22 protein-coding genes are annotated in these 25,012 nt (G+C 67.4%); 8 read left to right on the top strand and 14 right to left on the bottom strand.

Translation table 11 applies throughout. The annotated features are described in order from the left end of the window. The first annotated feature begins 37 nt into the window (after positions 1-37). Both ASG27_RS10635 and ASG27_RS10630 read left to right on the top strand, forming a co-directional pair. Entirely contained in the window at positions 38-877 is an 840-nt protein-coding gene (locus tag ASG27_RS10635) for an urease accessory protein UreD (protein WP_056415789.1), read from the top strand. A 231-nt stretch (positions 878-1,108) separates the two neighbouring features. Beyond that, entirely contained in the window at positions 1,109-1,480 is a 372-nt protein-coding gene (locus ASG27_RS10630; protein WP_056415787.1) for a YciI family protein, read from the top strand. A gap of 6 nt (positions 1,481-1,486) precedes the next feature. On the opposite strand, the gene ASG27_RS10625 is transcribed toward ASG27_RS10630, so the two are convergent. From ASG27_RS10625 to ASG27_RS10615, 3 genes are all read right to left on the bottom strand, one after another. Continuing rightward, complete coding sequence (locus ASG27_RS10625) at positions 1,487-2,023, bottom strand: GAF domain-containing protein (protein WP_056415783.1); 537 nt, start codon at positions 2,021-2,023, stop codon at positions 1,487-1,489. 178 nt (positions 2,024-2,201) lie between these two features. Continuing rightward, positions 2,202-3,443 (bottom strand): alanine transaminase, encoded by a 1,242-nt coding sequence (gene alaC, locus ASG27_RS10620; RefSeq protein WP_056415779.1) that lies wholly within the window; start codon positions 3,441-3,443, stop codon positions 2,202-2,204. 134 nt (positions 3,444-3,577) lie between these two features. Further along, positions 3,578-4,825, bottom strand: coding sequence for an MFS transporter (locus tag ASG27_RS10615; protein ID WP_056415775.1), 1,248 nt, complete (start codon positions 4,823-4,825; stop codon positions 3,578-3,580). 338 nt (positions 4,826-5,163) lie between these two features. Between ASG27_RS10615 and ASG27_RS10610 the strand changes: the two genes are divergently transcribed. Beyond that, entirely contained in the window at positions 5,164-5,892 is a 729-nt protein-coding gene (locus ASG27_RS10610; protein WP_056415773.1) for a haloacid dehalogenase type II, read from the top strand. 34 nt (positions 5,893-5,926) lie between these two features. Here the strand turns inward: ASG27_RS10610 and ASG27_RS10605 are convergent, their stop codons facing one another. From ASG27_RS10605 to ASG27_RS10595, 3 genes are all read right to left on the bottom strand, one after another. Then, a complete protein-coding gene (locus tag ASG27_RS10605) occupies positions 5,927-7,009 on the bottom strand; it encodes an adenylate/guanylate cyclase domain-containing protein (RefSeq protein WP_056415770.1) in 1,083 nt (360 codons plus the stop codon). A 256-nt stretch (positions 7,010-7,265) separates the two neighbouring features. Next, on the bottom strand, positions 7,266-8,054 hold the full coding sequence (locus ASG27_RS10600; RefSeq protein ID WP_082485928.1) for a metallophosphoesterase family protein: 789 nt from the start codon (positions 8,052-8,054) through the stop codon (positions 7,266-7,268). Positions 8,055-8,127: 73 nt separating this feature from the next. Then, entirely contained in the window at positions 8,128-9,258 is a 1,131-nt protein-coding gene (locus ASG27_RS10595; RefSeq protein ID WP_056415767.1) for a diacylglycerol/lipid kinase family protein, read from the bottom strand. 293 nt (positions 9,259-9,551) lie between these two features. On the opposite strand from ASG27_RS10595, the gene ASG27_RS10590 reads away from it, so the two are divergent. Next, positions 9,552-10,391 carry a phosphatase PAP2 family protein gene (locus ASG27_RS10590; RefSeq protein ID WP_056415765.1) on the top strand — a complete coding sequence of 280 codons (840 nt, stop codon included), beginning with the start codon at positions 9,552-9,554 and terminating at the stop codon, positions 10,389-10,391. Positions 10,392-10,455: 64 nt separating this feature from the next. Here the strand turns inward: ASG27_RS10590 and urtE are convergent, their stop codons facing one another. The 5 genes from urtE to urtA form a co-directional block, all read right to left on the bottom strand. Then, positions 10,456-11,148 carry an urea ABC transporter ATP-binding subunit UrtE gene (gene urtE, locus ASG27_RS10585; protein ID WP_056415762.1) on the bottom strand — a complete coding sequence of 231 codons (693 nt, stop codon included), beginning with the start codon at positions 11,146-11,148 and terminating at the stop codon, positions 10,456-10,458. 1,117 nt (positions 11,149-12,265) lie between these two features. Next, positions 12,266-13,141, bottom strand: a complete 876-nt coding sequence (gene urtD, locus ASG27_RS10580) for an urea ABC transporter ATP-binding protein UrtD (RefSeq protein WP_056161466.1) — start codon at positions 13,139-13,141, stop codon at positions 12,266-12,268. Then, positions 13,138-14,277, bottom strand: a complete 1,140-nt coding sequence (urtC, locus tag ASG27_RS10575) for an urea ABC transporter permease subunit UrtC (RefSeq protein ID WP_056415759.1) — start codon at positions 14,275-14,277, stop codon at positions 13,138-13,140. The genes urtD and urtC overlap by 4 nt, the downstream gene beginning before the upstream one ends. Before the next feature lie 7 nt (positions 14,278-14,284). After that, positions 14,285-15,865 carry an urea ABC transporter permease subunit UrtB gene (gene urtB / locus ASG27_RS10570; RefSeq protein WP_056415756.1) on the bottom strand — a complete coding sequence of 527 codons (1,581 nt, stop codon included), beginning with the start codon at positions 15,863-15,865 and terminating at the stop codon, positions 14,285-14,287. A 151-nt stretch (positions 15,866-16,016) separates the two neighbouring features. Further along, the gene (urtA, locus tag ASG27_RS10565; protein ID WP_056161460.1) at positions 16,017-17,288 is read right to left on the bottom strand and encodes an urea ABC transporter substrate-binding protein; all 1,272 of its coding nucleotides are present in this window, start codon (positions 17,286-17,288) and stop codon (positions 16,017-16,019) included. Positions 17,289-17,792: 504 nt separating this feature from the next. On the opposite strand from urtA, the gene ASG27_RS10560 reads away from it, so the two are divergent. Then, positions 17,793-19,097: a UDP-N-acetylglucosamine 1-carboxyvinyltransferase gene (locus ASG27_RS10560; RefSeq protein ID WP_056415747.1), complete on the top strand. Its 1,305-nt coding sequence runs from the start codon at positions 17,793-17,795 to the stop codon at positions 19,095-19,097. Positions 19,098-19,179: 82 nt separating this feature from the next. On the opposite strand, the gene ASG27_RS10555 is transcribed toward ASG27_RS10560, so the two are convergent. Then, the gene (locus ASG27_RS10555) at positions 19,180-20,232 is read right to left on the bottom strand and encodes a GGDEF domain-containing protein (RefSeq protein WP_056415744.1); all 1,053 of its coding nucleotides are present in this window, start codon (positions 20,230-20,232) and stop codon (positions 19,180-19,182) included. A 35-nt stretch (positions 20,233-20,267) separates the two neighbouring features. Continuing rightward, positions 20,268-21,455, bottom strand: a complete 1,188-nt coding sequence (locus ASG27_RS10550) for an S-methyl thiohydantoin desulfurase domain-containing protein (RefSeq protein WP_056415741.1) — start codon at positions 21,453-21,455, stop codon at positions 20,268-20,270. Positions 21,456-21,707: 252 nt separating this feature from the next. On the opposite strand from ASG27_RS10550, the gene ASG27_RS10545 reads away from it, so the two are divergent. The 3 genes from ASG27_RS10545 (at position 21,708) to ASG27_RS10535 (ending at position 23,820) form a co-directional block, all read left to right on the top strand. Next, entirely contained in the window at positions 21,708-22,394 is a 687-nt protein-coding gene (locus tag ASG27_RS10545) for a DUF3334 family protein (RefSeq protein ID WP_056415738.1), read from the top strand. Between the two features lie 128 nt (positions 22,395-22,522). Further along, positions 22,523-23,278 (top strand): phytanoyl-CoA dioxygenase family protein, encoded by a 756-nt coding sequence (locus tag ASG27_RS10540; protein WP_235503990.1) that lies wholly within the window; start codon positions 22,523-22,525, stop codon positions 23,276-23,278. A 215-nt stretch (positions 23,279-23,493) separates the two neighbouring features. After that, positions 23,494-23,820 carry a hypothetical protein gene (locus tag ASG27_RS10535; protein ID WP_056415734.1) on the top strand — a complete coding sequence of 109 codons (327 nt, stop codon included), beginning with the start codon at positions 23,494-23,496 and terminating at the stop codon, positions 23,818-23,820. Between the two features lie 112 nt (positions 23,821-23,932). Here ASG27_RS10535 and ASG27_RS10530 read toward each other — a convergent pair whose 3' ends face one another. After that, on the bottom strand, positions 23,933-25,009 hold the full coding sequence (locus tag ASG27_RS10530; RefSeq protein ID WP_056415729.1) for a response regulator: 1,077 nt from the start codon (positions 25,007-25,009) through the stop codon (positions 23,933-23,935). Positions 25,010-25,012 lie beyond the last annotated feature (3 nt).

Here is a 25,012-nt window from a genome sequence, read left to right as displayed (position 1 = left end):
GCATAATCAGCTATTCATTTCGTAGCAGATCACACCGATGTCCTGGCACGCGCGCCTGCAGCTCGACTACACCGTTGAAGAACCCAACGCCCGCACTGTGGCACGGTACGAGCACAGCGGCCCGCTGCGCATTCTGCAAAGCCTGTACCCCGAGGGCGACGCCATCTGCCACAACGTGCTGGTGCACCCGCCCGGCGGCCTGGTGGGCGGCGACACGCTGGACATCACCGCCACCGTGGGCCCTGGCGCCCACGGCCTGGTCACCACGCCGGGCGCCACGCGCTTTTACCGATCTGCCGGGCCGCTGGCACTGCAGCGCACGCAGCTGTCCGTCGCCACAGGGGCGCGCCTGGAATGGCTGCCGCTGGAGGCGCTGTGCTACAGCGCTTGCCACGCAGAAAACCACCTCACGCTGAAACTCGCCCCCGGCGCCGAATGCATGGGCTGGGACGTGACCGCGCTGGGCCTGCCGCACGCCGGCCAGCCCTTCGAGCAAGGCCGCTTTGTGCAGCACCTGGAGGTGCCCGGCCTGTGGCTGGAGCGCGGCGTGATCGATGCGGCCGACGAGCGCCTGCTGCAAAGCCCCCTGGGCCTGGCCGGCCAGCGCTGCATGGCCAACCTGTTCTTTGCCGCCGGCACTGCACTGGACCGCCCCCGGCGCGATGCTGCCCTGGAGGCCGCACGCGCGCTGATCGACACGCACCCGCAGGTGCGGGCCACCGCAGGCGCCACCAGCCCCAACCCCCAGATGGTGGTGGTGCGCGTGCTGGCGCCGCAGGTCGAGCCGGCGATGAAGCTGCTCAAGGCCGTGCGGGTGGCCTGGCGGACGCAGTTGTGGGACCTGGCGGGGGATGCGCCGCGGATCTGGGCGATGTAGGCAGGGGCGGGGCCGCGCCGGTTCGCCAGCCGATGACCAGCAGAGCCGGCCAGCAGTGGACGCACACACTCTGGGCGCCTCACCTGCCGGGTTGGCAGCGCGTCGGAGCCGGTTAGCGCCCGCCAGCGCCTGACCTGCGCGCGCACGAATCCGGCGCAATTTCTTTTTCGTTGTGTCGATTTCGGACCATCAGCTTCGTCGTCAGTGCATCAACCCTCTGAAAGCACCTCCATGAAATACCTCGGCCTCGCCTACTTCACCCCCGAAAAATTCGCGGCCATGGCACCGGACGACGTCAAGGCATTGGTCACCCAATGCCCGCCCCTGGACGAGAAGATGCGCGCCACCGGCAAGGTCCTGGTGTCCGCGTCGCTGGGCGATCTGGACCAGTGGGTGACGCTGCGCCCGCACAGCGGCAAGACGCGCATCAGCGATGGGCCCTACACCGAGTCGAAGGAAGTGGTCGGCGGCCTGTTCATCATCGAGGCGGACAGCCGCGAAGAGGCGCTGCGCATCGCGTCCATGCACCCGGCGGCCATGCTGGGAGAAGAAGGCGGATGGGCTGTCGAGCTGATTCCGATGGATTTCTACCTGGGCGGCTAGACCCGCCTACCGGCCTGTCGGCGACTCCAGCGGGGACTCCACACCCGGCGCCAACTTGGCCGCCAGCAAATTGGCGGTGTACCGCAGGCGCTCTATATCGGCATCCGGCTGCACGCCGCGGCTGAAGCAGCACAGGGTGCCGTAGACCTCGCCGCCGGGCATGCGCACCGGAGTACTGAGGTGGGTGCCGATGGGAAAGCCCGGGTCCGGCACCTTGCCCTCGGCGATCAGGGGCTTGGCGTTCTCGATCTTCTCGGGCAGCCGGCCTTCGACCACATACTGGCACCAGCTTTCCTCCACCGGGTCGGACATGCCGGCATGGATGGGCGAAAAACCGGGAGCGCTGTCCACCACCTCGATGGTGCGGCGACCGTTGGCGATCTGGGACACAAACGCGACGTCCATGCCCAGTCGGGTGCGCAGCAGTTTCAACACATTGGCGACCACGGCGGGCAGGTCGGGGTCGGCAGAGTCGCTGGTAGCGACCAGCAGTTCCGAAATGGTGACGTCCAGGTCGTCGGGGTTGTAGTCGAGAAAATGCATACCCACCAGTCTAATCCGCGACCGGTGAGGATGGCGGTAAGCAGACGTGTAGATTCGGTATCGAATCGAACACAGCTGCCCACCCCCCCCCACCCCATCTGCTGACCGGCTGACCGGCTGACCTGTTGACCTGTTGACCTGCTGATTCACAGGCACACAGCGGGCATCCACCAGCCGTTCAAGCCACTGCGGTGGCCGGCGCAGGCGCCGCAGGCACCTTCAGCAAGCCATCGGCCTTGAACATGGCACGGATGCCGCGCACGGCCTGGCGGATGCGGGCCTCGTTCTCGATGAGGGCGAAGCGCACGTACTCGTCTCCCTGGTCGCCAAAGCCGATGCCCGGCGACACGCACACCTTGGCCTTGTCGAGCAGCTGGCGCGCGAACTCGAGCGAGCCCAGGGCCCGATACGGCTCGGGGATGCGGGCCCAGATGTACATGCTGGCCCGGGGGCAGTCCACCGCCCAGCCGGATTCCGACAGCCCCTTGTACAGCACGTCGCGACGGCGCTGGTACTGGGCGGCGATGTCTTTGACGCACTGCTGGTCGCCCTCCAGCGCGGCGATGGCTGCGACCTGAAGCGGAGTGAAGGTGCCGTAGTCGTGGTAGCTCTTGATGCGTGCCAGTGCAGCCACGAGGTCAGGATTGCCCACCATGAAACCCACGCGCCAGCCGGCCATGTTGTAGCTCTTGGAGAGGGTGAAGAACTCCACCGCCACGTCCTTGGCGCCAGGCACTTCCATGATGCTGGGGGCGCGGTAGCCGTCGTACACGATGTCGGCGTAGGCCAGGTCGTGCACCACCAGGATGTCGTGCTTCTTGGCCAGCGCGATCACGCGCTCGAAGAAGCTCAGCTCCACGCACTGGGCTGTGGGGTTGCTCGGAAAGCCGAAGATCATCATCTTGGGCTTGGGGTAGCTGCCGCGGATGGCTTTTTCCAGCTCGGCAAAGAAGTCCACATCGGGCGCCACGGGCACGCTGCGGATGTCGGCCCCGGCAATCACCGCGCCGTAGATGTGGATGGGGTAGCTCGGGTCGGGCACGAGCACGGTGTCGCCGCGGTCCAGCGTGGCCAGCATCAGGTGGGCCAGGCCCTCCTTGGAGCCGATGGTGACGATGGCCTCGGTGTCGGGGTCGATGTCCACCGCGTACCGGTCCTTGTACCAGTGGCTGATGGCGCGGCGCAGGCGGGGGATGCCTTTGCTGGCGCTGTAGCCGTGGGTGTCGGGCCGCTGGGCCACTTCGGTGAGCTTGGCCACGATGTGCGGCGGGGTCGCGCCATCGGGGTTGCCCATGCTCATGTCGATGATGTCCTCGCCACGGCGGCGCGCTGCGAGCTTGAGCTCGGCCGTGATGTTGAAGACGTAGGGGGGAAGGCGATCGATGCGCGCAAAGCGGCGCTTGCCCTGAGAAGCAGACATGCTGGTGAACTTTCACGTGAGCGCCCGGAACCGTCCGAGCGACGTGGCCAACAATGGGGTTGGCCCGCGTTCACTGTACTGCAGAAAGCGGCGTTCGCTGCGCCCGGCGCGGCGGTGTCGCACCGCCGCTACGCTCAGGCGCTGAGGCCTTCCGTGGCGCGCTGCGTTTTCCGTTCGGACGACAGCGCCAGGGCAAAGATGCCCACGCCGCACAGCCCCAGCACCACGCCCACCCAGCCGGTGGACGTCCAGCCCAGGCCGGCCGCGATGGACACACCGCCCAGCCACGCGCCCAGCGCATTGGCGGCGTTGAAGGCCGAGTGGTTGAGCGCCGCCGCCAGGGTCTGCGCATCGCCGGCCACATCCATGAGCCGGATCTGCAAGGCCGGGCCGATGGCGACCACCGTGCCGAGCAGAAAGGTCGCCACCGCCGCGCTGACGGGGTGGTGCGCAGCAGGCACGAACAGCGCCATGACCACGATGGACCACAGCAGCACCTTGCCGATGGCGGGCATGAGCGCCTTGTCGGCCATGCGCGAGCCGACGATGTTGCCTGCCACCATGCCCAGGCCGAACAGCGACAGCACGAAGGGCATGAGCGCAGGCGGCATGCCGGCCACCTCCAGCAGCGTGGGCTTGATGTAGCTGAACACCGCGAACATGCCGCCGAAACCGATGGCGCCGATGCCCAGCGTGAACCACACCTGCTTGCGCGCCAGCGCGCCCAGCTCGCGCAGCGGACTGGCGCCGTGCGATGCGGGCATGTCGGGCACCCACAGGCGCACCATGGCCACGGCGGCCAGGGCGATCAGCCCCACGAAGACGAACGCCGCGCGCCAGCCGAAATACTCGCCCAGCGCCGCCGCAATGGGCACGCCCACCAGCGTGGCCGTGGTCAGCCCCAGCATCACCCAGCCCACCGCGCGCGCACGGCGCCCAGGTGGTGCCAGCGCCGCAGCCACCAGCGCGGCCACGCCGAAGTAGGTGCCGTGCGGCAGGCCGGTGAACAGGCGCATGGCGCTGAGTGACAGGTAGCCCGGCGCCAGGGCCGATGCGAAGTTGCCCAGCGCATACACCACCATCAGCGCCATCAGCAGCGTGCGGCGCCCCCAGTGGGCGCACAGCACGGCCAGCACCGGCGCACCCACCACCACGCCCAGCGCATAGGCGCTGATGACGTGGCCGGCCTGCGGAATGGTGACGTCGATGTCGCGCGCCACCTCGGGCAGCAGGCCCATGATGACGAATTCGCCCGTGCCGATGGAAAAGCCGCCCACCCCCAGGGCCAGCACGGCCCGCACCAGGGTGCGGTCGTCGGTGGGGGTGTGGGCGATGGGCGGCTCGGAAGACGCGGGGGATGGGGGAGACAAAGGCGCGGTCATGGCTGGCGGCAGCAAGCGAACGCCCCGCCTTCACCCGATGGGCCAGCGCGGGACGTACAACGAATACAGGGGATGGAGGGAGAAACCGAGTTACAGGGGTAAACCCGATTTCCGTAACCATAGCATTCTCTGCGCGAACATGCTGGTCTGGGGACATGTGTAACCTGTGCGAACACGCCGAACAGCAGGCACTGCTAGGCTGGCGGTAAGCCTGCAGACCCTGGGCTTTGCGCCCAACGCAGGCATCGCAGGCATTGCAGGCATCGCAAGCACTGCTGGCGACGCCTGCGCTGCCGGCAAGTTCATCACGACGCCCCACCCTGAACGAAAGACCTTCCATGACATCGACTCCAGGAACCGCCGACAGCATTGCCTCCACCGTCAAGGTACTGGCCTTCGACATCTTCGGCACGGTGGTGGACTGGCACGGCAGCATCGTGCGCGAGATGCAGGCGCTGTACCCCGCGGTGGACGGCGATGCGTTCGCTCTGGCCTGGCGCGCGGGCTACCAGCCGGCCATGGCCCGGGTGATACGGGGCGAGCAGGGCTGGACGCTGATCGACGACCTGCACCGCAGCATCCTGGACGAGATCCTGCCGCGCTTTGGCCTTGCGCATCTGTCCGAGGTGGAGCGCCGCCACCTCAACCGGGTGTGGCACCGGCTGGATGCCTGGCCCGACAGCGTGGAGGGCCTCAAGCGGCTCAAGACCCGCTTCATCATCACCACGCTGTCCAACGGCAACATCGGCCTGTTGACCCACATGGCCAAACGCGCCGGCCTGCCCTGGGACTGCGTGCTGAGTGCCGAGGTGTTCCGCGCCTACAAGCCCGACCCGGCCACCTACCTGGGTGTGGCGCGGGTGTTCGACGCCGCGCCGTCGCAGGTGGCGCTGGTGGCCACGCACCACGACGACCTGGCCGCCGCGCGCGGCTGCGGCCTGCGCACGGCCTACATCGAGCGTCCGCACGAACTGGGCGCGGCCCGCCCCAAAGACGGCGCGCCGCAGCCCGGCAACGACCTGCACGCCACCGACCTCATCGACCTGGCGCGGATGCTGGGCTGCTGAGCCGAAGAGAGCGCGGCCGCGGCCCGGTTGCGGGTCAGTGCACTACCAGCAGCTGCACGAACATCTGCACCTTGGCATGGCATTCGTCGCTGATGGAGGTGAACTCCAGCCCCGCCACCCACTCGTCGCCCTCCTGCTTGACGGTGATGACCCGGGCGTACACGTCGGCCACGCGGTAGTCCACCAGCGGCAGCTCGAACTCGAGCTTGATTTCGCTGTGCGCCTCCAGCGGCTCGATCAACTCCACCAGCAGACCGTGGTAGCCGATGTCGCGGATGGCGCCGTGCACGATGTGGGGCACGACGATCTTGTCCTGCATGCGCTGGCACAGGCACGGCAGGCGCGCATCCACCCGGTGGCTGCGGCGAAACTCCTGGCGTGGCACCTTGAGCTTGTGCGACGGGATCGCGATCAGCTCGCGCAGGCTGACCGGCTGCGTGCGGCCCTTGACGTGCACCTGCATCGGCGCCGACGCCGACACCAGGCCCCAGCAGCGCTGGTAGGTGGTGTCGCTGATGAGCACCTGGCCGCGCAGGCTCAGCGCCTCGATGCGCGATGCCAGGTTGACCGCCTCGCCGATCACGGTGTATTCGGAATACACGTCGGAGCCGAAGCGGCCGGCCATCACCGTGCCGGTGTTCACGCCGATGCCGAGGAAGACCTCCGGCAGACGCTCGCGCAGGTGGGCGAGGTTCAGCTCGCGCATGGCGATCTGCATCTCCACCGCGCACAGCAGCGCGCGGTCCACATCGTCATCGTTGGCCACCGGCGCGCCGAAGAGCACCATGATGGAGTCGCCCATGAACTTGTCGATGCTGCCCCGGTACTTGAACACCACCTCGCTCAGGCGCGACAGGCAGCGATTGAGCGCCGCGATGACCACCGCCGCTGGCTGCGACCCCGACAGCGCGGTGAAGCCGCGCAGGTCGGCCAGCAAGATGGTGACCTCGCGCGGCGCGGCCTCCACGCCTTCGGTGGCGGCGCCCTGCGGCGACTCGGTGCCGCGCAAGATGGCGGCGACCTCGGCCTGCGCGGCGTCGCTCAGTGGCGTGCCTGTTTCGCGTTCGATCAGCGCCTGCAGGCGGCGCAGCGCATCGTGGTTGAATTCTTTGTGCATGGAAGGCCGTGAAGCAGCAAGTACCGCAGGCCGCCTGCAACCCTCCGTCGCACGGTCAACCCACCTGCCAGCCAGAATAGGCGCGGGCCCGGGGGCGGTCAACCCGGTGAAACCTGTCCGGGCATATCCGCCACAGCGCTGGCAACGCCAGAATCTTGTTGATTTTGATGCCTACCGCTTGCTGGTAAAGCGCCACCAGCTACAAAAAACATAGCATTCGCAATACCGGCCTGCCGGGCCATCGCCTGGTGCCCGGTCAGGTCGCGCTGACCCGCAGCACGCGCTGGAACTCGCCCGACGCCGCGTCGTAGTCCCAGCGGGCCGCGTAGCGCGCCCAGCCACCCGCCACCTCGCCAGAGACCTCCACCGTCAGCACGACCAGGCTGTTTGGACAGCCGTGGCGCAACCGGTGGGATACGGCCGTGCCGGCGTGGCTGGCCCAGAGGCCGGGCATGGGGTTGAGCAGCGCTGGCTGGTGGGCATGGCCCGACAGGAGCATCTGCGCGCCGGCAGATCTCCAGCGCTGCAGTGCCTCGTCCGCGCGCGAGGGGCGGTGGGTCCGGTCGGCCGCGTCGCGCGCCACCAGCGGGTGGTGGCTGGCCACGATGCGCCAGGCGTCCGGCGGTGCGCGTGCCAGCAGGTCGGCCACATGCTGGATCTGCGCCGACGACAGGCTGCCGCGCTCGTGCCGCCAGGCGCGCGTGGTGTTCACCCCCACCACGTAGAAGGCGCCGGACTGCCGCACCGGCTCGTAGTCCATGCCGAACTGGGTGGAAAAACGCTCGTACGACCGGCCCCAGCGCATCCACCACGCAAACAGCGGCAGGTCGTGGTTGCCCGCCAGCACCAGCGTGCTGCGCGCGTGCAGGCCCTGCACAAACCGCGACGCCTGCTCGAACTGGGTGGCCGTGGCCCTCTGCGTGAGGTCGCCCGACACCACGGCCATCGACACTCCCAAACGCTGCGCCAGGCGCAGTGCCGCATCGCACACCGTCGGGTCGTGCGCACCGAAATGCAGGTCCGACAGGTGCATCAGGACCGTCATCGTCGCATCCTGGCCCAGGCGGGTGGGGGTGCGGGTGGGGCCGCAGTGCGGCGCGCGGCGTTCTTTCTCATCCTCATGCGGGCTGCAGGCCTTGGCCTTCGGGGTCAGGTGCGGGGTCGGAGGCGGGGGCATCACCGCCGTCGGCGATGCCCGGCACGATCGCCGCCGCCACGGCCGCGAGCCCCGCCACGGCGGAGGCAGCCGTCAGCGGCGGCTCGTCGCGCACCAGCGGCGACGGCGCCACCAGCCACAGCGGACGGGCGCTGATGCTGAACTGCAGCGGCGGCGCCATCCATTCGCGCTCACCGTCGAACGCCACCTTGACCTGGGGTGGGCGCCAGCTGGCGGGTGACACCGCCAGCTCGGAGCACGCCAGGCTGACCACCGCACTGTCCTTGCCCAACTGTCCGGTGGCCGCGTTCCATACCGTGCGCGCCACGGCCCAGCGGCCCTGGGGCTGCAGCATCACCACGCCCAGCATGCCGCCGTCGGCCACCAGCTTGGCTTCGGCCAGGCCCATGCGGTCGAGCTGCAGGGGGTTGTTGCCCACAAACAGGGTGGTGACCAGATGCTCTTCCTGGCTGGACTGCGCGCCCTGGTGGGTTTTCATCACCACGCGCCAGCGGCGGCCGGCGGACGGGCGGAACATGCTCCACACGGCGGACGCCACCGCCACCATGCGCGACCGGCCGAAACGGCGCGACGCCTTTTCGCGCTCGGCCAGCAGCTTGGGGTACAGGCCCACGCTGGCGTTGACCAGGAACAGGCGCTGGTTCACAAAGCCCACCTGCACCGGGCGCATGTCGCCAGAGTCCAGCGCCTTGAGTAGATCCTGCACCGCCACTTCCGGGTCCAGCGCCAGGCCGTGTTCGCGGGCAAAGTAGTTGAAGGTGCCCATGGGCAGCACACCCATCGGCACGCCGGCGCGCAAGGCGGCTGCGGCCACGGCGTTGATCGTACCGTCGCCGCCGGCCGCCACCACCAGCCCGCCGTCCTGGCGGGCCGCCTCGGCCGCGTCGTGCGCCAGCTGGACGATATCGGCCCGCTCACGCGGCACATGCCACACCACATCGTGGCTCTGCAGTGCGCTCACCCCTTCGAGCTTGGCCCGCAGCAGGTCGAAGTCCGCCCCCGGGCGCTTGGGCACCACCAGGTGGATGGGGCCGCGCGGCGTGGTGGGTATGGAGCTGTCGGAGGGTGTCATGGGCCAATGTGCAAATCAAAAGGTGGCGGCAGAACATGCAAGGACCGGTGCCTCTGCCCCCGGACGCTTTTCTGCCATGGAGCGATGGTGCCCAGGCTGCCTCAGGAGCGCAGCCGGTAGCAATGCCTTCGCCATGTCAGTGCTCGCCGACAGCAACGCGGGGCAGCCGCACAGGCAGTATGGGCGCGCTGCCATACACCCACGCTCACATGGGCTGCTGCAAAGTCCTGTACAAATGCCCGCTTTGCGCCGCCGCGGCCGCCTTGGTAAACACGGAAAGGAAGACCACCTTCATGACGGAACTGGATGCAGCCAACCTGGGCGCCCTGCTGGCGCAACACCCGCTCGGCTGGTGGGCCGCAGGCATGGCTCTGGCGTCGTTGGCGGGCTGGGGCTGCCTGTGCGGCCTGCGCACCCTGCGGCGGGCCAGCCCGCCGCTGCGCCAGTGGGTACCCGCACAGGCGCGCTGGGTGTTGGTGGCGGCCATGGCGGCGAGTGCGGGCGTGCTGGTGGCAGCCGGTGCGGTGATGGCAGAACTGGCCGAAAGCGGCCACCCGGGCGGCACGTGGGGCGCGCTGGACGACGCACTGGCCGCAGGCCTGCAGGCGCATGCCGATGTGGCGGTGCTTCAGTGGTTTGCCACCGTGACCCACCTGGGCGACAGCTGGGCGCTGGCCGCGCTCACGGTGCTGGTCACCGCGCTGCTGTGGTGGCGCGGGCACCGCCTGCTGGCCACCGGCTGGCTGGTCGCCATGGCCGGCAATGGCGCGCTGACGCGCATCCTCAAAAGCCTGTTCGAGCGCGTGCGGCCCGAGCACGTGCACGGTATCGCACAGGCCGACGGCTACAGCTTTCCCAGCGGGCACAGTAGCGCGTCGATGATGGCGTACGCCATGCTCGCCTACCTGGCCACGCGCCTGCTCCCGCGCCCCTGGCACCTGCCCGCAGCCCTGCTGGCCGGCGCTGCGGTCTTCACCACCGGCTGGAGCCGCGTGGTGCTGCAGGTGCACTACGCCAGCGACGTGCTCGCAGGCTGGCTGCTGGCCGGCACGTGGATGGTGTGCACCGTGCTCGTCATGGAGAGCGTGTCGCGCTGGCGCGGCGCAGCGACCCCGGCCACCGAGCAGGGCTGACGGACGCTTCAGGGCCAGCTCGGCACCTGTCCCGCTCCACGCAGGCCGGGCATGGTGCGCGTTTTCAGATCGCGACGAGGTTGCGGATGCCCTTGGCTTCCATCTCGCTGCCGGGCCCGCGGGCGATGACTTCGCCACGCTCCATCACGAGGTATTCGTCGGCGAGCTCCTGCGCGAAGTCGTAGTACTGCTCGCACAGCAAGATCGCCATCTCGCCCTTGTCGGCCAGCATGCGGATCACGCGGCCGATGTCCTTGATGATGCTCGGCTGGATGCCTTCTGTGGGTTCGTCCAGGATCAGCAGGCGCGGGCCGGGTGCGAGGGCCCGGGCGATGGCGAGTTGCTGCTGTTGCCCGCCCGAGAGGTCGCCGCCGCGGCGGTGGAGCATTTGCTTGAGCACGGGGAACAGGTCGTACAGGTGCGGGGGGATGGGGGTGGAGCCGCTCTTGTAGGCCAGGCCCATGCGCAGGTTTTCTTCGACCGTGAGGCGGCCGAAGATTTCGCGGCCCTGGGGCACGAAGCCGATGCCGGCGCGGGCGCGGTCGTAGGGGGTGGTTTTGTCGATGGGTTTGCCGTCGAAGGTGATGGTGCCGCTTTTGATGGGGACCAGGCCCATGAGGCTTTTGAGCAGCGTGGTCTTGCCGACGCCGTTGCGGCCGAGGAGCACGGTGACTTTGCCGGGGGCGGCGGTGAGGCTCACGTCGCGCAGGATGTGGGAGCCGCCGTAGTACTGGTTGATGTTTTGGACGGTGAGCATTTTTTGTCAGCCTGGTTGGTGTCTAGCGCGCGGTCATCGGGCGCGAGATGCTATGTTTTTGATAGCGTGTGGGTGCAGGAGTTTTGGGTGGCTGCGTTGGATGGCAGGGATTGAGCTTGTTGAAGTCTCGGTGACATCAGAACCGTTCGGGTTGAGCTTGCCGAAACCTTGCCCTTCCGTACCCCAATCCGTTCGGGTTGAGCTTGTCGAAACCTTGCCCTTCCGTAACCCCATACGTTCGAGTTGAGCTTGTCGAAACTGGGGCACAAAACCCTGACCGTTCGGGTTGAGCTTGTCGAAACCGGGGCGCTGCTCGCGAGCTCGCTGATGGGGCGGCGTGCCTGTGTTGAGGGCGGGAGCCGGGGTGCGCGCCCGGCGGCGCGGTAACTTTCTTTCGCGTCGCCGAAAGAAAGTCACCAAAGAAAGGGCGACCCCAAGTCTGCGACCCCTTCGCGTTGCGAAGGGGCAAACCTGCGTCGGGGCGGTTGCGGGGTGCGCCGCAGAACTCACTGCGCGCTGCGCGCTCCGTTCAAACAACTGCGGCGAGTCAGTGCACGAAGCATGCGCGCTSCGACGCGCATGCCACCCCGCAACCGCCCCGCCGCAGGCGCAGCCACAGGGGGTGGGCAGCCGAACAGCCAAACAGCCGCACGGGCCATTGCTTCGCTCGGCCTGGCGGTCGCGGCGCGAAGCGCCCGCGCGTTCGGGGCCGAGCGCAGCGATGGCCCGTGTGGATGTTGGGTCCCCCATCCCTTCAGGATGCGCCGAGGAGCGCAGGGCGTGGGGTGAGCGTGTGCCGAAGGACACACGCATCGTGAACTGACTCGCTGCGGTTGTCTGAGCGGAGCGCGCAGCGCGCAGCGAGTTCCGCAGCGCACCCCACGGGGACGCAGGCTGTAGGGTCGCCTTTTCTTTGGTGACTTTCTTTTGGCGACCCAAAAGAAAGTTACTCGCACGCCGGGCGACTCCCGGCCTCCGCCCTCAACAAAGGCATGCGGTCCACCAGCGAGCCTGCGAGCGCACCCAGGTTTCGACAAGCTCAACCCGAACGGTCGGTGACGCACAACGCCCCCACCCATACGCACCGCAGCCAAAGAGCAAGAGCCCGAACACACCATCACCGCCCCAGATAAACCTCGATCACCCGCTCATCCGCCTGCACCTGGTCCAGCGTCCCCTGCGCCAAAACAGCCCCATCGCACAACACCGTCACGATCTCAGAAATCGTGCGGATGAACGACATGTCGTGCTCCACCACCATCAGCGAATGCTTGCCCTTCAAGGTCAAAAACAACTCCGCAGTCCGCGCCGTCTCGTCGTCCGTCATCCCAGCCACGGGCTCGTCCAGCAACAACAGCTTCGGGTCCTGCATCAGCAGCATCCCGATCTCCAGCCACTGCTTTTGTCCATGGCTCAGGTTCCCGGCCAACCGCGTCACGCTGCCCGCCAGGTGAATGGTGTGCAACACCTCGGCCAGGCGGTCCGACTGCGCGGAGTCCAGCCGAAAGAACATGCTCGATGCCACACCCTTGTGGGTCTTCAAGGCCAGCTCCAGGTTCTCGAACACCGTGAGCTGCTCGAACACCGTGGGCTTCTGGAATTTGCGGCCAATGCCCAGGCTCGCGATCTCCGGCTCGTTGTGGCGCAACAGATCGATGGTCGAACCGAAGTACACCGTGCCGCTATCCGGCCGGGTCTTGCCGGTGATGATGTCCATCATCGTCGTCTTGCCCGCACCGTTGGGGCCGATGATGCAGCGCAGCTCGCCGGGCGCGATATCCAGGCTCAGGTTGTTGATGGCCTTGAAGCCGTCGAAGCTCACGTTCACGTCTTCCAGGTACAGGATGCGGCCGTGGGCCACATCCACCTCGCCGGGCGTGGCCACGCGCGAGAAGCCTGCCGCGCGGCCACCGGACTCGGTCTGGCCTGGCACGACCGGCGCCTGCCGGGCAGCGATGCGCTGCGCGCCCTCTTCCATCAGATCGGGCGTCATGGCGCGGCTCCTTCGCGGGTCTTGTTGTCGTGGCGCTTGTTCTTCAGTTTCTTGACCAGTCCCACCACACCATCGGGCAGGAACAGCGTGACCGCAATGAACAACGCGCCCAGGAAGTACAGCCAGAACTCCGGCGCCGTGACGGTGAGCCAGCTCTTGGCGCCGTTGACGATGAAGGCGCCGACGATGGGGCCGATCAGCGTCGCGCGGCCACCCACCGCGGCCCACACCGCAATCTCGATGGAGTTGGCGGCGCTCATCTCGCCGGGGTTGATGATGCCGACCTGGGGCACATACAGCGCACCGGCCACGCCGCACATCATGGCGCTGATGGTCCAGATGGTGAGCTTGTAGGGCAGCGGCGAGTAGCCCGAGAACATGACGCGCGTCTCTGCGTCGCGCACGGCCTGCAGCACGCGGCCGAACTTGCTGCGCACCAGCCAGCGTGCCAGCAAAAAGAACACCAAGAGCGTGACGCCCGTCATCACGAACAGCAGCATGCGCATGTTCTGCGTGGCAATGGGCTGGCCCAGGATGCGCTTGAAGTCGGTAAACCCGTTGTTGCCGCCAAAGCCCGTCTCGTTGCGAAAGAACAGCAGCATGGCCGCATACGTCATGGCCTGGGTGATGATCGAGAAGTAAACGCCCTTGATGCGCGAGCGGAAGGCGAAGTAGCCGAACACGAAGGCGATGGCACCGGGCACCGCGACGACAAGGATCAGCGTGGCGACGAAGCTGTCGGACAGCATCCAGTGCCAGGGCAGCTCCTTCCAGTCGAGGAACACCATGAAGTCGGGCAGGTCGCTTTGGTAGTTGCCGTCGCGGCCGATCTGGCGCATGAGGTACATGCCCATCACGTAGCCGCCCAAGGCGAAGAACAGGCCATGGCCCAGGCTCAGGATGCCGGTGTAGCCCCAGATCAGGTCCATGGCCAGCGCGCAGATGGCGTAGCACATGATCTTGCCGAGCAGCGCCACGGCGTAGTCGGACAGATGCAGCGGGCTGCCGGCAGGCACCCACAGGTTGAGCACGGGGGCCACGGCGCACACCACGATGAGCGCCACGAAGAAGGCCGACCAGCCGCTGCGCGTGAGCAGTGGTGCGGGTGCGGGGAGTTGGATAGCAGGGGTATTCATAACAGTCTCAATCCGCCGTACGGCCCTTCACCGCGAAGATGCCCTGCGGCCGCTTCTGTATGAAGATGATGATGAACACCAGCACGGCGATCTTGGCCAGCACGGCGCCCGTCCAGCCTTCCAGGAACTTGTTGAGCACACCCAGGCCCAGCGCTGCGTACACGGTACCGGCCAGCTGGCCCACGCCGCCGAGCACCACCACCATGAACGAGTCGACGATGTAGCCCTGGCCCAGGTCCGGTCCCACGTTGCCCACCTGGCTGAGCGCGCAGCCCGCCAGGCCCGCAATGCCCGAGCCCAGCGCGAAGGCGTAGGTATCGACACGCGCCGTGTTCACGCCCATGCACGAAGCGATGGGCCGGTTTTGCGTGACGCCGCGCACGAACAACCCCAGGCGCGTCTTGCTGATCAGAAAGGCCACGCCGCCCAGCACCGCCAGCGCAAAGGCCACGATGATCACGCGGTTCCAGGGCAGTTGCAGGTTCTCCATGAGCTGCACGCCGCCGCTCATCCACGAGGGGTTTTCCACGCCCACGTTCTGCGCGCCGAACACGGTGCGCACCAGTTGCTGCAGCATCAAGCTGATGCCCCAGGTGGCCAGCAAGGTCTCGAGCGGCCGGCCATACAGAAAGCGGATCACCCCGCGCTCGAGCACCGCGCCCATCAGGGCCGACGCCATGAAGGCAGCGGGCACGGCGGCGACCAGGTACCAGTCGAACGCGCCGGGAAAGTACTTTTGGAAGATGCCCTGCATCACATAAGTGGCGTACGCGCCGATCATCATCAGCTCGCCATGGGCCATGTTGATCACGCCCATGAGGCCGTAGGTGATGGCCAGGCCCAGCGCCACCAGCAGCAGGATGGAGCCCAGGCTGATGCCTGTGAACATCGCTGCCAGTCGCTCGCCCCATTGCAGGCTGTCCTCCACCGTCTTGAGTGCGGCCTGCAAGGCGGCCTTGACCTTGGGGTCTTCTTCGCTGCGCAGCTGCTCGAGCAGCACGGTGCGGGTGGCAGGGTTGCCGCTGGCGGCCAGGTGCTGCGCGGCTTCGAGGCGCTTGGCGGCGTCGCTGCTGCTCAAAAGCATGCGCGCGCGGATGTTGGTGAGAAGCGCTTTGAGGCTGGCGTCCTGCTCGGCGGCCAGGGCTTTTTCGATCAGCGGCAGGCGGGCCTCGTCGGTCTCTTCGCGCAGCGCATCGATGGCTTTGCGGCGCTGGGCCACGTCGGTGGACATGAGCTGCAGCGAGGCCAGCGCAGTGTCGAACTCGCCGCGCATGCGGTTGTTGTTGACGATGTCTTCGGCATCGTCGGGCACGGGCACCTCGGCGCCCGTCACGGGGTCCAGCCCCTTGCCATCCTTGACGACGATGGCCTTGTCGCCCGCGATCTTGACCGCATCGTCGCCCATGGCACGGATGAAGGCCACGGTGGCGTCGTCCGGTGTGGCGATGGCGGCCTGCAGCGCGGCGATCCGCTCATCGGTATCGCCCGCCGCCATGGCCCGCGCAGCCTCGGCCGTGAGCGCGTGCGCCTGCACCGCTGTGCACAACAGCAGGCAGGCGATCAGGCGAGAAAAGAGGGAAGAGAGCATGACGGAAGCTGTGTGAAAAAGCAGTGGGCCGCAGAACCCGCGCGAGCTGAATGCGAGGGCCGGCGCAAGGGCCGCCCCGCCGCGCTGGCGGCGTCCCCCTCCCACGCGCAGCGTGAGAGAGGGGGAAGCGGCGTAGCCGCTCAGGGGGAGATCACATCTTCGTTTTGCCGTCCGGCTCGTCCTTCTTCTTGTCGTTGCCTTCGATGTAAGGAGACCATGGCTTGGCCTTGACCGGGCCGGGCGTCTTCCACACCACGTTGAACTGGCCGTCGGCCTTGATCTCGCCGATGAACACGCTCTTGTGCAGGTGGTGGTTCTTCTCATCCATCTTGCTGACGATGCCCGACGGTGCCTTGAAGGTCTGGCCGGCCATCGCGGCGATCACCTTGTCCACATCGGTGCTCTTGGCCTTCTCGACAGCCTGCTTCCACATGTTGATGCCGATGTAGGTGGCTTCCATCGGGTCGTTGGTCAGTGGCTTGTCCTTGTGGCCAGCGATGTTCTTGGCCTTGGCGTAGTCCGCCCACTTTTTCATGAAGGCCGTGTTTTCAGGGCTCTTGATGGACTGGAAGTAGTTCCAGGCAGCCAGGTGGCCCACCAGCGGCTTGGTGTCCACGCCGCGCAGTTCTTCCTCGCCCACGGAGAAGGCGACGACGGGTACGTCCTTGGCCTTCAGGCCTGCGTTGCCCAGTTCCTTGTAGAAGGGCACGTTGGAGTCGCCGTTGATGGTGGAGACCACGGCCGTCTTGCCGCCCTGGCTGAACTTCTTGATGTCGGCGACGATGGTCTGGTAGTCGCTGTGGCCGAACGGGGTGTACTTTTCGTCGATGTCGGAATCCTTCACGCCCTTGGACTTGAGGTAGGCGCGCAGGATCTTGTTGGTGGTGCGGGGGTACACATAGTCGGTGCCCAGCAGCACCCAGCGCTTGGCGCTACCGCCGTCCTTGCTCATCAGGTAGTCGACCGCAGGAATGGCCTGCTGGTTGGGCGCGGCGCCGGTGTAGAACACGTTCTTGGAGAGTTCCTCACCCTCGTACTGCACGGGGTAGAACAGCAGGCCGTTCATTTCCTCGACCACGGGCAGCACCGACTTGCGGCTCACGCTGGTCCAGCAACCGAAGATCACCGAGACCTTGTCCTGACCCAGCAGCTGCTTGGTCTTTTCGGCGAACAGGGGCCAGTTGGAGGCCGGGTCCACCACCACGGGTTCGAGCTTCTTGCCCAGCACGCCGCCCTTGGCGTTGATTTCGTCGATGGCCATCAGCACGGTGTCCTTGAGCACCGTTTCCGAGATGGCCATGGTGCCCGACAGGCTGTGCAGGATGCCGACCTTGATGGTCTCCTGCGCATGGGCTGGCAGTGCAGACAGGCCAGCGAGCGTAGCGACGGCCGCAAGGGCCTTGAGGGAATAACGACGTTGCATGTGTGCTTCTCCAGTAGAGGGGTTCAAACCGCTTCGCCCGATGGCGCCTGGCTGGGCGCATGGATCGGTCGATGGAATGGATTCTGGAGACAGCCCCCCGGATCGGAAATACGCCGGGTGGCGTATGCGGCCACGTGCTCTCCGAACCTTCCACACCGCTCGGGCTGAGCTTGTAAAAGCCGTGCGCCGCGCTTCGACCAGCTCAGCGTGAACGTATGGGGTGAGGCTAAGGATTGGGCGGGCGCGAAGGCGTAGCAGGGGCAGGTGCCAACGTCTCATCCGGAATATGCGCGGCACAGCAAACTGCCCATGAGCCCGCCAGCGCAATGTCCAGCCCAAAGTCAGCTACGAAATTTATAGCTATTGCACCACACGAGGTCGCGCGAACCGGCAGGCAGTTAGAGTATCGACCTCGCGCCCCGCCGGGCGGGTGTCCGCGCCGTGCGCGACCCGCCTGCGCTGCTGCCCCGCCCTGCCCCCTCTTCTTCCTTGCGCTGTCCACCCATGTCCAACCTCGTCGTTCACGGCGGCACCCCCCTCCAGGGCCGCATCCACCCATCGGCCAACAAGAACGCCGTGCTGCCGGTGCTATGCGCCACGCTGCTCACCAACGAGCCGCTGCGGCTGCTGCGCGTGCCCGACATCACCGACGTGCGCAAGATCCTGGACATCTTCCGCACGCTGGGCAGCGATGTGCGCATGGACCACGACACCGGCACGCTGGACCTGCACCACCATGCCACCGTGTTCGACGCGGCCCAGCACCGGCTGCCCGAGGAGATGCGCTCGTCCATCATGCTGGTGCCGCCGCTGTTGGCGCGCTTTGGCGTCGCGCGGCTGGAGGACAACGTGAAGGGCTGCACGCTGGGCGTGCGCGAGATCGACCCGCACGTGGAGGTGTTCCGCCGCTTCGGCGGCACGGTGGAGCGTGCCGAGGGCTCGCTGCTGGTGCGCAATGCCCATGGGCGGCTGCAGGCCACGCAGCACTGGCTGGACTACGCCTCCGTCACCACCACCGAGAACTTCGTGCTGTGCGCGGCCACGGCCGACGGCACCTCGGTGCTGACCAATGCGGCGTCGGAGCCGCATGTGCAGGAGTTCTGCCGCTTCATGACCATGATCGGCGTGCGCATCGAGGGCATGGGCACTTCGCGCCTCACGGTGCACGGCGGCACGCAGCTGCGCGGCGGGGAGTTCCGCTTCGACGAGGACTTCCACGAGATCACAACGTTCCTGGCGCTGGGCGCCATCACCGGCGGCGACGTGATCGTGCGCAACAGCGCGCCCGAGAACTTTCCGCTCATCGACCGCACCTTCGCCAAGTTCGGCGTCACCATCACGCACGAAGACGGCTGGTCGCGCGCCCATTGCGACGGCCCGCTCAAGGTGCAGACGCCGTTCACGAGCAATGTGCTGACCAAGGTGGAGGCCGCGCCCTGGCCGTACTTTCCGGTGGACCTGCTGCCCATCTTCATCGCGCTGGGTGTGCGGGCCGAGGGCAATGCGCTGTTCTGGAACAAGGTCTACGACGGGGCCCTGGGCTGGGCGGGCGAGCTGTCCAAGTTCGGCGCGCACGTGTTCCAGTCCGACCCGCACCGGCTGGTGACCTTCGGCGGCAACCCGCTGACGCCCGCGGTGGTGGAGAGCCCCTACATCATCCGCGTGGCGATTGCGCTCTTCATGGTGGCGGCCAGCACGCCGGGCCGCTCGGAGATCCGCAACGCCACGCCGATCCGCCGCGCGCACCCGCGCTTCGTGGAGAACCTGCGCAGCCTGGGCGTGCAGGTGGAGTGGACCAGCGAGGAATAGGCAGACGGACCCTGGCGGGCGGGTTCCACGGGGGGGGCGACAGGTTCTGCAGGTGTCCGCAGGGGCCGCCGGGCGCCCCGGGTCAGGTCGCCAGCACGTCCCCGGTGGCATCGCCCGGGTCGGCCAGCACATGCAGGGTGGCGGTGCCGTGCTGCACGTCTGCGCTGTAGACGGCGTTGCGTCCAGCCTCTTTAGCGCGGTACAGCGCCTTGTCGGCGCGGTTCACCAGGTCCTCGAAGTCGAGGATGGAGCCCTTGTGCAGCGTGGCCACACCGATGCTGACGGTGACCGACACGCACACGCCCTCGTCGTTCACCGGCACGCTCAGCGCAGCGACCTCGCGGCGCAGCGACTCGGCCATGCGCAGGGCGCTGGGGCCATCGGTCTCGGGCAGCACGATGACGAACTCTTCGCCGCCGAAGCGCGCCACGATGTCCACCCCGCGCCGCTGGCGCAACGCGCAGGCCTGCGCCACGGCGCAGATCACGCGGTCGCCCGCCAGGTGGCCCCAGGCGTCGTTCACGGGCTTGAACAGGTCGATGTCCACCACCAGCAATGACAGCGGGTGGTCGAAGCGCTCGGTGCGCTTGCATTCATTGGCGCCCAGTTCCATCAACGTGCGCCGGTTGGCCAGGCCGGTGAGCGAGTCGTTGGAGGCCAGCTGCTCCAGCGTGGCGTTGAGCTGCTGCAGCAGCCGGTTCTGTTCGGTGAGCTGCTGGTTGATCTGCGCGATCTCGTCTTCGCGGCGCTTGCGGTCGTCGATGTTGAAGGTCACGCCGATCAGCCGCTTGCCCGGCGTGTCGCTGCCGCCGTCCATGATGCGGCCGTAGTTGGCGTACCAGACCCAGTCGCCGCGCTTGGAGCGCAGCCGGAACTCGCAGCGGTACTGCGGCGTGAGGCCCGCCAGGTGGTCCGCCACCGACTGGCGCACCATGTCCAGGTCGTCCGGGTGGAACAGGCCGTAGATGTCCTGCACGCCCGGGACGATCTCGTCCTCGGTGAAGCCCAGCTCCAGGAAGGTCTTGGTGGCCTTGCGGGTGACGTGGCCGGTGACGAGGTCGTTCTCCCACAAGTCGAGCCCCGCCGCCTCCAGCGCCAGCTCCAGCCGCTCCTTGTTCAGGTCTGCTTCACCCATGGCGGCTCACTGGCTTTTCGAATGCACGCACGCGCTCAGGCCGGCGGCATGCCACCGGCATAGCCGAGCTTGCGCAAGAGACCGGCGAACGATGCCACCACGCCCGGGGTGTTGTACAGCTGCGGCGCGGTCTGCACCGAGATCACGCTCACCATCTGGCCCGTGCTGCGGCCCGTGGCGGTGTTGAAGTACAGCGCCAGGTCGTCGTTGGCATTGGAGAACCCGCGCCCCGTGCTCTCGGAGTAGTAGCAGATCGAGTCCGGCGCGATGATGTCGGGGGAGGTGCTCGACGCCGAGTACATGATCAGGTTCTCGTTGAGGTTGTAGAGGTAGTGCGTCTGCGTGCTCTGGGTCGGGTCCTGCGCATTGTCCAGCCGGATGATCCCGGAGTCCAGCGACGTCGCGCTCGAAGTGGACTGCGTGACCTCGGTGATGTAGAAGTTGGTGACCACGGCGCTCGCAGTGCGCCCGGTCAGGCTCTGGATCGCCGCGGCGACTGCCGCCGTGGACAGCGGCGTGACCGCCTGCAGCATCTGCTGGCCCAGCGCGCGCGCCTGCTCCAGCGTGCCGGGGATGTAGCTGCCGGACAACGCGAACTGGTTGGAGGCGTTCGACGGCCACATGGCGATGCCCGAGTACCCGCCGAACCCGCCGACCACGCCGCCGGCCAGCGACTCGATGCCCGACGCCGTGCCGGAGCCCAGCACCGCGTATTCCGCCGCGACCAGCGTGGCCGCGTCGCTGGCCAGCACCGCAGGGCTGGGCGCGGGCCCGGACGGGGTGGTGAAGGTGGTCTGGGGCAGCTCCGGCACCGCGCGGCCTGCGCCGTCGCCGTTGACCACCCAGACCGAGCCGCTCGACATGGCGGCGCCGATGAGCGGCACCAGGGAATTGATCGGCCCGATCTCCACGGGGATCAGCGCGCCCACCTGCATGCCGGTCAGGCCCTGCTGCACCGCCAAGGTGTTGCTGACGGAGTTCTGGATCGCTGCCAGGTCGAGGCTGGAGGCCGCGTCGGGCGAGCCCATGATGGCCAGCACGCAGGCCGGCGTGGCGCCGTCGTAGTCCTGCACGGTGACCGTGCCGCTGTAACCCTGTTGGGCCAGTTCCTTGACGATGGAGCAGGCGTCGGAGTAGCTGCCGCCGCCGCCGCTGGCCAGCACTGCCGCACCGGTGGCGATGGCCTGGAAGTCGTTGAGCCCGTAGGAATAGACATTGCCCATGTGTGCACACCCCTCTCTTTTGTTGGGCCACCCGGCTCGGCGGGAGGCTGGCTGATTTATTGGCTGTCGGAAGGCTGGCACGATACGCGAGCCCAATGGATTGTCAATCGGCGCCATCCCGCGACGCGTCCCCGAGCGGACGGCGCGCCACACCCGTGCCACGCCCCGGGCCCGCACACTGGCTTAGCGCCCCGCCATCGCCTATGCTCTGCCCTGCACATCCCGTATTTCCGGCCGCAGCCCCCACACACCATGAGTCTCCCTGAAAAATCCCCCGTCTACAGCACCGAAGACCTGCTGATCAGCCTGTGCAACTCCGTCACCCGGGTGCTGGGCGTGGCCACGCACAGCCAGATCCACTACTCCGGCATGGTGCAGCGCATCAGCAAGACCTGCCTGAAGCCCGACATCGGCTGCTTCGTGCTGTTCGATGGCGGCTTCTCGGGGCTGGTGATCATCAACTTCTCGGCCCAGGCGGCGATGGAGCTGTACGCCAACTACCTGCTGAACATGGGCATGTCCAAGGACGACCTGGTCACCTCGTTCACGTCGGACGAAGTGAGCAACGTGATGGGCGAGCTGATGAACCAGGTGGTGGGCGACTTCACCGGCAAGGTGCGGCGCGAGCTGCAAACCCACATCACCCAGAACCAGCCCAAGATGCTGGTGCTGAACAAGCAGGTGCACCTGTCGGTGGACGCCAACCTGGACAAGCCCGAAGCCCGGCGCGTGACCTTCTACACCAGCAACAACAACATCTTCTATCTGGAACTGGCCATCGACCGCACCGAGTTCATCAAGCTCTACGACTTCGAGGCACAGGAAGCACCGGACCCCGACGCCCTGATGGCCGAATCGCAGGCCGCTCCCCCCGTGCCCGTGCCGCCACCCGCGGGGCAGGACGATACGGACGCACTGCTCAAGTCGCTGGGGATGTGATCGCTGCGCGCCAGCGCTGGACAGGGTGCGGCAGCGTTTTGATATAAAAATGATAGCTACTAGCGCTCATCCAACAAGCGGTAGCGGCACATTTCATTCAGATTTCGGTCAGATTTATTTCAGATGCTTTGACAGCCACCAGCCCCATCGACACCCCTGCGGCAGGCGCCACGGCGAGTGCCCTGCTGGAAGCCCAAGGCTTTGTGCTGGTGCCCGGGGTGCTGCAGCCGGCCGAATGCAGCGCCCTGGCCCACGACCTGAACGCAGACATGCAGGCGGCGGATGGCGGCGGTCACCGTGCGCCCTCGGCGTCCGGCGGCCAGCGCGATCTGCTGAACCGCCCCTGGTGCCAGGCGCTCGCCCGGCGCCTGCAGCAGTGCCCAGCCCTGGCGGACCTCCTCCCCGCATCGGCCGTGGCCGTGCAATGCACCTACTTTGAGAAGACCCCGGCCCGCAACTGGCTCGTGCCCCTGCACCAGGACCTGAGCATTCCCGTGGCCGAAAAGGTCGATGCGCCGGACCTGAACGGCTGGTCCGACAAGGACGGCGCCCTCTTCGTGCAGCCCCCTGCGCCACTGCTGCAAACGCTGCTGGCCGTGCGCGTGCACCTCGACCCCTGCCACGCCGACGACGGCCCGCTGCGCGTGGTGCCTGCCAGCCACACCCAGGGCGTGCTGGCGGCCGACGCAGCCCGTGCGCTGCGCGACCGCGCAGGCGATGTGCCCTGCCTTGCCGATGCAGGCACCGCCCTGGTCATGCGGCCGCTGCTGCTGCACGCATCGTCCAAAGCCAGCGGGACCAGCCAGCGGCGCGTGCTGCACTTCGTCTTCGGCCCCGCACAGTTGCCCTGGGGCTTGCGTTGGCCGGGTGCGGCAGGCCGCTGACCCACGCGCACGCTTGCACCGTGCAACCACCGGACATGGGCGTGCAATCCAAGCGGTAGAGGCCATTGTGAACGCCGGCTCTCACGGGCTCCAGGCGGCGGTCCTACAGGCGGGCGCCCATGGGACCGACGCTCACGCACACCGAGCGGGCTAGATTGTCAGCATCGGCGGGGCTGCCCCCTGCCGCATCTCCCTACCGCACCCAGGAGCACGCCATGCCCCAGAAACAATGGACCGCCAAGCGCGAACGCCAGTACGCACACATCAAGGCAAGCCTTGAAGAGCGCGGCAAAAGCACCGATGCCGCCGAAGAGATTGCCGCCCGTACCGTCAACAAGGAACGCGCTCAGCACGGCGAAAGCGAGACGGCCAATCCCAAGACCTTGCGCGACACCCCGGCGCCCGTGCGCGGGGGCCAACGCTCGCACCAGGGCGCGCAGGGCCGCACGCGCGATCAGCTGTATGAAGAGGCGCGCAAGAAAGGCATCGCGGGGCGCTCGAAAATGAACAAGGCCGAGCTGGAAAAGGCTGTCGGCCGCTAACCGCCCGCACGTGTTGGGGAGTGCCGCTTAAGGATCGGCGAAAGATTCACTATCAATTTGATAGCTATCGGCGCATATCCAGCGAGCGGTAGCGGCCTAGATCCACTAAGAACTATCCTTCGAACTGCGGATGCAGCTGCCGGATGCGGTTCATCGCCATCCCTGCCGCTGCCGTGCGTGTCTCCACCCCCAGCTTGGCGAACACGCGCTCCAGGTGTTTCTTCACGGTGGCGGGGCTCGCGCCCAGGATGTCGCCGATGTCGCGGTTGATCTTGCCCTTGACCACCCAGTACAGCACCTCGGCCTCGCGGGCGGTGAGCTTGAAGGACAGGCTCATGGATTCGATGATCTTCGCGTCCGACACCTCGCGCATCACGATGAGCCAGTCGCCGCCGCCCGCGCTGTCGCCAGCCTGCTGGTGCAGGCGGAAGGTGAGCCTGCGGGCCCCCTGCTCCACCGCCAGGCGCGGGGGCTCGGCGAGCGATGCGGCCAGCAGTTCTGCGGCGTTGTCGGCCAGCACGTGGCGGCGCAGCCAGGCCTGCACCGGCTCGGGTGCCCACTGGCCGAAGGCGGTGGGCGTACCGTCCGGGCCCACTTCGCCGAAGTAGCTTTGCAGCAGTTCGCGCGCGAGCGGGGTCTGCCACACGATGCGGCCGTCCACCGCGCGCACGGTGATGCTGGCGTAGCCGAAGGCATCGAGCGCGTTGCGCGCCTCGCGGGCCTGGCGCGCGTCCTGGCGGGCCTTGCGGGCCGCGCCCAGGTGCACGCCCATGCGGGCCATCACCTCGCGCGGCTTGATGGGCTTGGTGACGTAGTCCACGCCACCGGCCTCCAGCGCGGCGACCAGGTGCTCGGTCTCGGTCAGGCCGGTCATGAAGATAATGGGGATGTGCGCGGTGGCGGGCGACGCCTTGAGGCGCCGCGCCACCTCGAAGCCGTCCATGCCGGGCATCATCGCGTCCAGCAGCACGATGTCGGGCAAGGCCTGCGCCGCGCGCTGCAGCGCGGCCTCGCCGTGCATGGCCACCAGCACCGTGTAGCCCGACTCGTCGAGCGCATCGTGCAGCACGGCCAGGTTGTCGGGCACGTCGTCCACGATCAGCACCACGTCGCTGTCGCTGCGGTCCAGCGCGGCGGCACCGGTGGCTGGCAGGCCGGGTGGGTGGGAAGGGGCGGTGGTCGTCGTCATCGT

The sequence above is a fragment of the Acidovorax sp. Leaf191 genome (genome assembly GCF_001424425.1).
GTDB lineage: Bacteria > Pseudomonadota > Gammaproteobacteria > Burkholderiales > Burkholderiaceae_C > Acidovorax.
This window is presented reverse-complemented; position numbering and strand designations above follow the sequence as displayed.